General features: G+C 78.4%; 6 protein-coding genes. 4 read left to right on the top strand and 2 right to left on the bottom strand.

What is annotated here, in order from left to right; all coding sequences use genetic code 11:
* The first annotated feature begins 4 nt into the window (after nucleotides 1-4).
* From ACT7CP_RS11380 to ACT7CP_RS11365, 4 genes are all read left to right on the top strand, one after another.
* Entirely contained in the window at nucleotides 5-1,087 is a 1,083-nt protein-coding gene (locus tag ACT7CP_RS11380) for an AAA family ATPase (protein WP_413963546.1), read from the top strand.
* A complete protein-coding gene (locus ACT7CP_RS11375) occupies nucleotides 1,084-2,607 on the top strand; it encodes a DUF58 domain-containing protein (RefSeq protein ID WP_445442303.1) in 1,524 nt (507 codons plus the stop codon). The genes ACT7CP_RS11380 and ACT7CP_RS11375 overlap by 4 nt, the downstream gene beginning before the upstream one ends.
* Nucleotides 2,608-2,741: 134 nt before the next feature.
* The gene (locus tag ACT7CP_RS11370) at nucleotides 2,742-5,165 is read left to right on the top strand and encodes a transglutaminase-like domain-containing protein (protein WP_445442302.1); all 2,424 of its coding nucleotides are present in this window, start codon (nucleotides 2,742-2,744) and stop codon (nucleotides 5,163-5,165) included.
* Nucleotides 5,166-5,255: 90 nt separating this feature from the next.
* A complete protein-coding gene (locus ACT7CP_RS11365) occupies nucleotides 5,256-8,534 on the top strand; it encodes an FtsK/SpoIIIE domain-containing protein (protein WP_445442301.1) in 3,279 nt (1,092 codons plus the stop codon).
* Here the strand turns inward: ACT7CP_RS11365 and ACT7CP_RS11360 are convergent.
* Both ACT7CP_RS11360 and gabT read right to left on the bottom strand, forming a co-directional pair.
* Nucleotides 8,524-9,534: an asparaginase gene (locus tag ACT7CP_RS11360; protein ID WP_445442300.1), complete on the bottom strand. Its 1,011-nt coding sequence runs from the start codon at nucleotides 9,532-9,534 to the stop codon at nucleotides 8,524-8,526. The two genes, ACT7CP_RS11365 and ACT7CP_RS11360, sit on opposite strands and share 11 nt — an antisense overlap.
* Nucleotides 9,534-10,952: a 4-aminobutyrate--2-oxoglutarate transaminase gene (gabT, locus tag ACT7CP_RS11355; RefSeq protein WP_445442299.1), complete on the bottom strand. Its 1,419-nt coding sequence runs from the start codon at nucleotides 10,950-10,952 to the stop codon at nucleotides 9,534-9,536. The genes ACT7CP_RS11360 and gabT overlap by 1 nt, the downstream gene beginning before the upstream one ends.

Genomic DNA, 10,952 nt, shown 5'->3' with positions numbered 1-10,952 from the left:
CCCCATGACGATGACCGCCGACGAGGCCCGCGCCTTCCAGGACGAGTTCGCCCGGCTCGTCCGCAACGTCGAGCAGGTGCTCCTCGGGAAGTCGCACGTGGTGCGCCTCGCCTTCACGGCCATGGTCACGGGCGGGCACCTGCTGCTCGAGGACGTGCCGGGCACCGGGAAGACCTCGCTCGCCCGCGCCATGGCGCAGACGGTCGACGGCACGCACAGCCGCGTGCAGTTCACGCCCGACGTGCTGCCCGGCGACATCACGGGCGTCAGCGTCTACGACCAGCGCACGGGCGAGTTCGAGTTCCACCGCGGGCCCGTGTTCGCGAGCATCGTGCTGGCCGACGAGATCAACCGCGCGAGCCCGAAGACCCAGTCGGCGCTCCTCGAGGTGATGGAGGAGGGCCGCGTCACGGTCGACGGCACGCCGTACGACGTGGGCGACCCGTTCATGGTCATCGCGACCCAGAACCCCATCGAGCAGGCCGGCACCTACGCGCTGCCCGAGGCGCAGCTCGACCGCTTCCTGCTGCGCACCTCCATCGGGTACCCCGACCACGAGTCGATGCTGCGGATCCTGCAGGGCTCGGCCGTGAGCGCCCACGACGTGACGCTCGCGCCGGTCGCGTCGGCCGCGTCCGTGCGCGCGCTGCAGGAGCGCGCGGGGACCGTGCACGTGGACCCGTCGGTCGCCGACTACGTGGTGCGCCTCGTCGACGCGACCCGCACCGCGCCCGAGGTGCGGCTCGGCGCGAGCGTGCGCGGCGCCCTCGCGCTCGTGCGCGCCGCCCGCACCTGGGCCGCCGCCGACGGCCGCCACTACGTGCTGCCCGACGACGTCAAGGCGCTCGCCGAGCCCGTGCTCGCGCACCGGCTGCTGCTGGATCCCGAGGCCGAGTTCGACGGGGTCACGCCCACGAGCGTGCTGTCGCAGATCCTGATCGAGACCGCGCCGCCGCGGGACCGGTACGCGGGGGCGCCGTTCGCGGGGGACGCGGGGGCGGGCGCGCGTGCGGCCGGTGACGGTGCCGCGTCCGCGTCCGCGTCCGCCTCCGGCTCCGGCGCCGCGGGCGCGCGGCCGGGCGGATGACCGAGGTCGGGACGCGCGGCGCCGCCGATGCTCCCGGTCCCGGCGTCCCCGAGGTCCCGGACGCCGCGCCGGGCGCCGCCCCGCCCCGGAACGCGATCGCGCGCCTCGTCGGCGTCGTCACGCCGCTCGGCCGCGTCGTCGCCGTCGTCGCCGTCCTCGCGAGCGCGGCCGGCTACGCGCTCGGCTGGCGCGAGCTCGTGGCCGTCGGCTGGACCGCCGCCGCGCTCTGGGTCGTCGCGCTCCTGCACCTCGTCGGATCCTCGGGCGTCGAGGTGACCCTGCGCCTCCCGCGCGACCGGGTGGTGGCGGGGGAGCGCGCGCCCGCCACGGTCGCCGTGCGCAACCCGCTCCGGCGTCGGGCCGTGGGCCTCACGGTCGAGGTGCCCGTCGGATCCGGGCTCGCCGAGATCCACGTGCCGTCCCTCGGGCACGGCCACTCCCACGAGGACGTCTTCGTCGTGCCCACCTCGCGGCGCGGCGTGATCCCGCTCGGCCCCGCCCGCATCGTCCGCGGCGACCCGATCGGCCTGGTGCGCCGTGAGTCGACCGAGGCCGCCGCGACCCGGCTCCTCGTGCACCCGCGCACGCTCGCGATGCCGAGCACGAGCACGGGCTTCGTCCGCGACCTCGAGGGCCGCGCCACGCGCGACCTCACCGACAGCGACGTGTCCTTCCAGTCGCTCCGCGAGTACGTGCCGGGCGACGCCGTGCGGCACATCCACTGGCGCTCCACCGCGAAGACGGGCGTGCCCATGGTGCGGCGCTTCGAGGAGACCCGGCGGAGCCACATCATGGTGGCGCTGTCGCTGCACGCGGGGGACTACGGGGACGCGGCGGACGACGGGGACGGCGCGGCCGGCGGCGCGGGCGCGGACGCGCGTGCGGGCGCCGCCGGCGGGTCCGGCTCGGGCGGCGACGCCGGGATCCCCGCGGGCGGCACGACGGTCGCCGCCGGGGGAGCGGCGGCGCGCCCCGGATCCACCGCCGACGCCGAGTTCGAGCTGGCCGTGAGCGTCGTCGGATCCCTGGGCGCGCGCGCCATCGTCGACGCGCGCACCGTCTCGGTCGTCGCCAGCGCCGACCGCACGGGCCGCCCGCGCGCCCGCCGCCTGCCGACCGTCCCCACGCTGCCCGGCCTCGCGCGCACCGTCCGCCGCCCGGCGCCCGCCGCCTCCCGCTCCGGGCGCCTCCGCCGCCTCGCCACCGTGACGCGCGACCGCCTCCTCGACGACCTCGCCGAGATCGCCGCCGACGACCGCGCCGCACCGCTCGGGGAGCTCGCGCGGGCCGCGGCCGACGAGGTCGCGGGCGTCTCGGTCGTCTTCCTCGTCTGCGGCACCGGCGCCGCGCCCGCCGCGATCCGCTCAGCCGCCGTCGGCTTCCCGCCCGGCGTGCAGGTGGTCGCGGTCGTCTGCGACCCCGAGGCCGAGGCCGGGCTCCGCCGCCTCGGCGACCTCAGCGTCCTCACCGTCGGCTACCTCGACGACCTGCGCGGCGCCCTCCAGCGGAGCGCGTCGTGAGCGCCGGCGGCGGACGCCGGGCGGCGGGCGTCGCGGCCGGGCCCGTCGGTGCCGATGGCCGTGGCCGTGCCGGTGCGCGTGCCCGTGCCCGCGTCCCCGCCGGCGCCCGCGACCCCGGCCGCACCCTCGTCCCCGTGCTCGCGATCGCCGTCCTCACGGCGCTCGCCGCGGCGGCGTTCTGGCCCGTGTACCGCGACGCCTCGTTCGTCCGCATGGCCGGGATCACGCTCGCGGTCGGCGCGCTCATCGCGGTCGCGGGGGCCCGCCTCCGCTGGGGCAGCGCGGTCGTCTCCGGGGCCGTGGTCCTCGCCTTCCTCGTGCTCGGGGTGCCGCTCGCGGTGCCGACCGCCGCGGTCGACGGCTGGCGTCCCACGCTCGAGGGCCTCGGCGAGCTGGTCGAGGGCGCGTCCCTCGGGGTCGTCCGGCTGCTCACGATCGCGCTCCCGGTCGGCGACTACCAGGCCCTCCTCGTGCCCGCGTTCGCGCTCGTGCTGCTCGGGTCCGTGGTCGGCGTGACGGTGGCGCTCCGCACACGCCGGCCGGAGCTCGCGGTGATCCCCTCCCTCGTGATCCTCGTCGCCGCGGCCGCCCTCGGCCCCGACCGCAGCCAGGGTCCGGACGCGCCCGACGCCTCGGGCCTCCTCGTGCCGCTCGCGCTGGCGTGGCTCGCGACCGCGCTGCTGTGGATCGCCCGCTGCCGCTGGCGCCGCCGGCACCGCGCGGTCCGCCGCCTCGGCCGGCAGGCCGGGATCCCCGTGGAGTCCGCGTCCGACCGGCGGCGCTCGGGCACGCGCGCCGGGGCATCGGCCGTCGCCGTCCTCGCGGTCGCCCTCGTCGCGGGCGTCGCGGCCACGAGCGCCGCCCCGCCGGACGCCTCCCGCACCGGCCTCCGATCGACGGTCGAGCAGCCCTTCGACCCGCGGGCCCAGGTCAGCCCGCTCTCGTCGTTCCGCACCTACTGGAAGGCGCCGGCCGTGGGGGACACGCTCCTCACCGTCGCCGGCCTGCCGCCGGGCGGACGCGTCCGGCTCGCCGCGCTCGACACCTACGACGGCGTCGTCTACGGCGTGGGCGGCGCGCGCGGCAGCGTCGACGCGTCCCGCACCGGGCAGGCGTCCGGCACGTTCGCGCGCGTGCCGTACCGCCTCGACCAGACGGGCGTCCCGGGCGACGGCGTGACCCTCGACGTCGTCATCGACGCCTACCGCGGCGTCTGGCTGCCGGGCGCGGGCCGCCTCGAGCGCATCGGGTTCGCGGGCGACGACGGCGGGCGCCTCGCCGACTCCTTCTACTACGACGACGCGACGGCCACCGGCGCGGTCATCGGCGGGCTGGCTGCGGGCGACGCGTACGAGATCGAGGCCGTGGTCGCCTCGACGCCGCCGCTCGAGTCGCTCGCCGACGAGCGCCCGGGCGACGCCGTCGCGCCCCGGCCCACGGGCGTGCCCGACGAGGTCGCGGCCCGCATCGCGGCGTCCACGGCCGCCCCCGACGGCGCGACCGCCGGCGGCTCGGGCGCCGGCGCCGGCACCGCGGCCTCGCCCGGCGCGCAGCTCGTCGCCGCGATCTCCGCCCTCCGCGCGGACGGGTACGTCAGCCACGGCGTCGGCGACGCGCCCTTCAGCCGGTCCGGCCACTCGGCCGAGCGCATCGCGGACCTCCTCACCACCCGCCCCATGCTCGGGGATGCCGAGCAGTACGCGGTCGCGGCCGCGCTCATGGCCGACGAGCTCGGCTTCCCGGTGCGCGTCGTCATGGGCTTCGCGCCGGGCGAGGCCGCCGTGCGCGAGGCGGAGGGGCGGCCGGTGCCCATCACCGGATCCGACGTCACGGCCTGGATCGAGATCGACACGGCGTCCTCCGGCTGGGTCGCGGTGGATCCGAACCCGCCTGTCCGCGACGTCCCCGACGCCCTGCCCGACGAGCCCACCGAGGTCGCCCGCCCGCAGACCGTGCTGCCGCCGCCCGTCGAGGAGCAGGCCGAGCCCGAGGATCGCACGCCGCCCGACGCGAGCCGCGATGACCGGCCCGACGCGGACCCCGCGCTCCAGGCCCTGCTCGCCGCCGTGCGCGTCGCGGGCTGGTCGCTGCTGGCGCTGGGGCTCGCGGCGTCGCCGTTCCTCGCGGTCGTGGGCGCGAAGGTCCGACGGCGCCGCCGGCGACGCGGGGCCGCGGACGCGCGCACCCGCGTCGGCGGCGCATGGGACGAGTTCCGCGACGGCGCGCTCGACCGGGGCCTCGTGCCGCCGGTCGCCGCGACCCGCCGCGAGGTCGCGCGGCTCGCCGGGGTCGGCGGCGCGCGGGGGCTCGCGGACGTGGCGGACGAGTCGGCCTTCGCGCCCGGCGACGTGCCGGATCCGCTCGCCGACGCCGCCTGGCGCCGCGTGGACGAGCTGGCCGCGCGCATGGACGCGGGGCGGACCCGGCGGCAGCGGCTGCGGGCGCTCGTGTCGCTGGCGTCGCTGCGGGGGGCGCGGCGCGCGCGGGGCACCGGCGGTGGCCGTGGGGCTCGCGGTCGCGCGGGTGCTGCGGCCGGACGGGGTCAGCCGGGCGGCTGACGGATCCTCCCCAGGCCGCCTCCCCGCCGTCCATGCACGGGCAGGGGCTCGGGCTGGGAGACGGCGCGGCTGACGTGGTGTCCTCGGCCCGTGGACATCGCCCCGCCCCCATCGCCCCCGCCCGCCCCGCCCCCGCCGTTCCCCGTGCTCGGCGTCGCGGCGCCGCTCGTTGTCAGCGCGGCGGTCTGGGCCGTCACGCGCTCGCCGTACGCGCTGCTGTTCGCGGCCCTCGGGCCCGTGGTCGCGGTCGCGGGCGTCGCGGATCAACGCATCTCCGGCCGCCGCTCCGCCCGCCGCGCCGCCCGGGAGGCCCACGACGCGGCCGCGCGCCTGCACGACGAGGTGCGGGTGCGGGTCGCGGCCGTGCGCGCGGTGCTGCGGTCCCGCGCGCCGTCGGCCCGCGAGATCCTCGACGGGCGCGCCAACCCCGCGCTCCTCTGGCGCGCGGACCCGGGAGCGGACGGCGCCGCGCCCGTCCTCGCGCTCGGCACCGGGGAGGTCCCGAGCGGACTGGTGTGGCGCGGGGATCCGCGGGCGCGGGTGCCGGATGCGCCCGCGTCCGCGCGACGCCGGCTCATGCGCCGCTCGCGGGGCCTGCCGCGTGCGCGTCGCCCGGATCGCCGGTCCTCCGCCGCGGGTGCGGGCGGTCGGCGGAGCGGGTCCGGCGCGCCCGAGCCCGCCCGGTGGGCGGATCTCGTCGGCTGGGTCCCCGACGCCCCCGTCCTCGTCGCCGGCACCGGCGGCCTCGGGCTGCGCGGCCCGCGCGCCCTCGTCGCGCCCGTGCTCCGGGCCGCCCTCGTCCAGCTGGTGCACGCCCTCCCGCCCGACGACCTCCGCGTCGTCTCCCGTCCGGCCGGCGCGGAGTGGGACTGGCTGGCGCGCCTCCCGCACGCCGCGGACGGCGTCCGCGCGGAGGCCGGGATGCCGGGGGAGCCCGACGCATCCGTCATCCGGCTCCGGCTCGGCGCGCGCGAGGTGGTGCTGGCCGCGGCGTCGCGGGTCGAGTCGCTCCCGGCCGCGTGCCGCACGGTGCTCGACGTCCGAGGTCCCGGTGCCGCGCGGATCCTCGTGGCCGAGCTCGCGCCGGACGCCCCGGCGGTCGCACCCGGTCCCGGAGCCGTGCCCGTCCCGGACGCGCCGCCTGTCGCCCTCCCGCCGGGCGATGCGCCCGCCTCCGCGCACCCCGGCGAGCCGGAGGGCGACCCGACCGCGCGGACCACGCGCACCGGCCTCGTGCGGCCCGAGCTGGTGTCCCTCACGGAGGCGGAGCGCCTCGCTGACGAGCTCGCGGCGCTCGCCCGCGACCGGGGCCTCGCGGCGGCTCGGTCGCCCCTGCCGTCCCGCGTGCCGTTCGCGGACCTCCCGTGCCTCGCCGAGCCCGCGGGTCGCCCGGGCACGCTCGCCGCCGTCGTCGGCGTCGGGCACGGGGGCCCCGTCGCGGTGGACCTCGTCGCCGACGGCCCGCACGCGGTGGTCGCGGGCACGACGGGCAGCGGCAAGAGCGAGCTGCTCGTCACGTGGATGGCGGCGCTCGCCGCGGCGCACCCGCCCGAGGAGGTCACCGTCCTCCTCGTCGACTTCAAGGGCGGCGCGGCCTTCGATCCGCTGCTCGTCCTGCCGCACGCGGTGGGCCTGGTCACCGACCTCGACGGCCAGGGCGCCCGACGCGCGCTCGAGAGCCTCCGCGCCGAGGTGAGGCACCGCGAGCGGACCCTGCGCGAGGCCGGAGCGCGCGACGTCGACGACGCGGCGGCTGCGGGGATCCTGCCGCGCCTCGTCATCGTCGTCGACGAGCTGGCCGCCCTGCTCGCCGACCAGGACGGCCTGCACGAGGTCGTCGCCGACATCGCCGCGCGGGGCCGATCGCTGGGCATGCACCTCGTGCTCTGCACGCAGCGCCCGGCCGGCGTCGTGCGCGACGCGGTGCTCGCCAACTGCGACCTCCGCCTCTCGCTGCGCGTCAACAACGACGCCGACAGCCGGGCGCTCCTCGGCACGACCGCGGCCGCGCGCCTCCAGGACGCGCCTCCCGGCCGCTGCCTCGTCGGAGCGCACGGCTCTCCGGCGCGGCCGTTCCAGGTCGCGGTCACGACCGCGGACGACCTCGCCGCCATCGCCGCCGCACGTGCGACGCGGATCCCGGTGCGACGCCCGTGGCTGGATCCGCTCCCCGCGGTCGTGCCGCTGGCCGACCTCGCGGGGCACGCCGCCCATCCGCCGACCGGCTGCGGCGCCGGGCCCGTCCCGGGACCCGGCGCCGTCCCGTCGCTCCCGTTCGCCCTCGTCGACCTGCCCGCGGAGCAGCGGCGGGCGACCGCGGTCTGGCGGCCCGCGACCGACGGGCACCTGGTCGTCGTCGGCGGCCTGGGGTCCGGCCGCAGCACCCTCCTGCGCACGCTGGCCGCCTCGGCGGATGACGCCGGCATGCGCGTGCGGACCGTCCCCGCCGACGCCGAGGGCTGCTGGGACGGGCTGAGCGCCGTGGTCGCGCGCATCCGGGATCCCGCCGGCCCCCGCGAACCGCTCCTCGTGCTGGCGGACGACCTCGACGTCGCGGCCTCGCGTCTGGACCCCGAGCACCAGGCCGCGCTGCTCGAGCTGGTCGCCGTCGTCGTCCGCGAGGGCCCGATCGCCGGGGTGGCGCTCGCGGCCGCCGGCCGACGCGCGAGCGGACCGCTGCAGGCCGTGGCCGCCGCGTCGGGTCCGCCCGTGATCCTCGCGCTCCCCACCCGGCAGGAGCACGCGCTCGCGGGCGGCGACGCCCGCCTCCTCGAGGCCCGCCCGGCACCCGGCGCGGGGGAGTGGCGGGGCGAGCGGATCCAGGTGGCGCTGCCGCCCGCGCCCGCGCCCGTCGGCACCGCCGCGGAGGCGCGCGATCCGGCGCCGCGCGTGGTCCTCGACGCCGCCGTCGTGCACGCGCTCGTCACCCCGTCGCCCGTCGCCGCGGTCGCGCGCCTGCGGGAGCGCGGCGTCGACGCCGTCGAGGCGGCGGATCTCCCGCCCGGGTGGACGCCGGACGCGCCCGCTCCCACCGCGCGTCATAGCGGCACGGCCACGACGGGTCCCGGCTCCGCAGCGGCATCCGGCAGGGCCCGCATCGTGATCGCGGACCCCGACGGCTGGCTCCTCCGCGGTCCGCTCCTCGCGGGGATCCGCCGAACCGGCAGCGTCGTGCTGGAGGGCTGCGCCCCGCGCGACGTCCGCACGCTGCTCCGGGTCCGCGCGGTGCCGCCGCCCCTCGCACCCCTCCCCGGACGCGCGTGGCTGGTCGCCCCGGACGGCGCGGTGCGCCGCGCCTCCTGGCCGCCGGCACCGGCGGGGCCGGCGCAGCCCACCGGCACCGCGCCGCCCGCGGAGGTCAGCCGATGAGCGCCGGCGACACCCGGATCTCGCCAACGGGCACGCCGCCGCCGAGCACCACGAGGTCGAGCTCAGGGCGCACGCGCTCCACGTCGTCGCGCGAGATCGCCCCCGCCTGCGCGAGCAGCTCCAGCGCCACGATCGTGGATGCCCGCAGGCTCCCGTCGAGCGTCTTCGACGCCACGGTCGTGCCGTCGGGCGCGGTCATGATCATGATCCCCTCGGCCCCGCCCTTGGCGAAGAGCCCGAGCCGCTCGATCACCACGGTGTTCGCGCGGCCCGGTCCGTCGATGGCCCAGCCCTCGGCGCGCACGGCCGCGGTGAGGGCGGCCGCGTGGCGGTACAGCGCGAACGGCGAGCCGGGCGCGGAGGTCGCGATGCGGTGGATCCCGCGCGCGAGCGCCGTCAGCGACATCGCGTGCACGGGCGCGCCGCAGCCGTCGACGCCGGTCGTCGCGATCCGCTCGCCCGTGAACCGCTCCACGACGTCGCGGATCCGGACCTGCAGGGGGTGGTCCGGGTGCAGGTAGTCGTCGGTCGACCAGTCGTTGGCCACGCACGCGAGCAGCATCGCGGCGTGCTTGCCGGAGCAGTTCATGTAGACGGGCGAGGCCGGGATCCCGGCGCGCACGAGCTCGTCGCGCGCCGCCCGGTCGAGCGGCCAGTCGGCGGGGCAGCGGAGGGCGGACTCGTCGAGCCCGGCCTTCGCGAGGATCCCGCGCACCACGGCCACGTGCCGCGCGGTCGCCGCGTGGCTGGCCGTGGCGAGCACGTGCTCCTCCTCGGTCAGCTCCGCGCCGCTCGCCAGCACCGCGAGCGCCTGGAACGGCTTCATGCTCGAGCGCGGGAACACCGGCGTGGTGGCGTCGCCGACCTCGCGCAGCACCTCGCCCGCGGGCGAGAGCACCACGGCGGCGCCGATGTGGCGCGACTCCACGAAGCCGCTGCGGTCGAGCACCGCGAGCTCCACGGCGCCCTGGACGGGGATCGTCTCGACGGTCGACCCCATCACAGCGCCCGGAACGCGTCGGCGATCACGCCGAGGGCGTCGTCGAGCAGCTCCTCGGAGATCGCGAGGCTCGGCAGGAAGCGGAGGACGTTGCCGTACGTGCCCGCCGTGAGGATGATCACGCCGTGCGCGTGGCAGTACGCCGCGATGGCCGCCACCGCGTCGGCGTTCGGCTCCTTGGTGGTGGATCCGGTGCCCGGCTGCACGAGCTCGATGGCGGTCATGGCGCCGATGCCGCGCACGTCGCCGATGATGTCGTGCTCCGCCTGCAGCGCGGTGAGCGCGCGGTGCAGGTGGTCGCCGATGCGCGTGGCCTCGGCGAGCAGGCCGTGCGCCTCGATCGCCTCGAACACGGCGACGGCCGCCGCGGCCGCGACGGGGTTGCCGCCGAACGTGCCGCCGAGCCCGCCGGGGAGGGCGGAGTCCATGATCTCGGCGCGGCCGGTCACGCCCGCGAGCGGCAGGCCGCCCGCGATGCCCTTGGCCGTGAGCACGAGGTCGGGCACGAGGCCCAGGTGCTCGCTCGCGAAGAAGCGCCCCGTGCGTGCGAGGCCCGACTGGATCTCGTCCGCGATGAAGACCACGCCGTTGGCCGTGCACCACTCCTGCAGCGCCGGCAGGAAGCCGTCGGCCGGCACCATGAAGCCGCCCTCGCCCTGGATGGGCTCGGCGACCACGCACGCCAGGTCCGTCGCGCCGATGCGCTTCTCGAGGTACGAGATGGTGCGGGCCGCGGCCTCGGCGCCCGAGAGGCCGTCGTGATACGGGTACGAGCTCGGCGCGTGGTAGACGTCGCCGGCGAACGGGCCGAAGCCGGTGCCGTAGGGCGAGGCCTTGTAGTTCATCGCCATCGTGAGGTTGGTGCGGCCGTGGTAGCCGTGGTCGAGCACCGCCACCGCGCGGCGTCCCGTGTGCTTGCGCGCGATCTTCACGCCGTTCTCCACGGCCTCCGCGCCCGAGTTCACGAGCACGGTGCGCTTCTCGTGCGTGCCCGGGGTGTGCTCCGCGAGCAGCTCCGCCACGCGCACGTACTCCTCGTACGGGGTCACGGTGAAGAGCGTGTGGATCACGTCGCCGAGCTGCTCGGTCGCCGCGTCCACGACCTCCTGGCGCGTGTGGCCCACCGTGGTGACGCCGATGCCGGCGCCCAGGTCGATGAAGCGGTTGCCGTCCACGTCCTCGACGACCGCGCCGTGGGCGCGCGCGATGTAGACGGGCAGCAGCGACGAGACGCCGGGCGGCACCACGCGCTTCCGGCGCTCGTGCAGCTCCCGGGAGAGCGGGCCGGGGATCTCCGTCACGATGCGTCGCTCCTGCGGCACCTGCGGGCGGGCGTCGCGGCCGGTCGGGGCGGCGGGGGAGTCGGAGGCGGGGCCGGCAGGAGTGCCGACGAGGGCGGAGTCCAGGGTGTCTGTCAT

The organism is Clavibacter rahimiani, from assembly GCF_052654495.1.
This window is presented reverse-complemented; position numbering and strand designations above follow the sequence as displayed.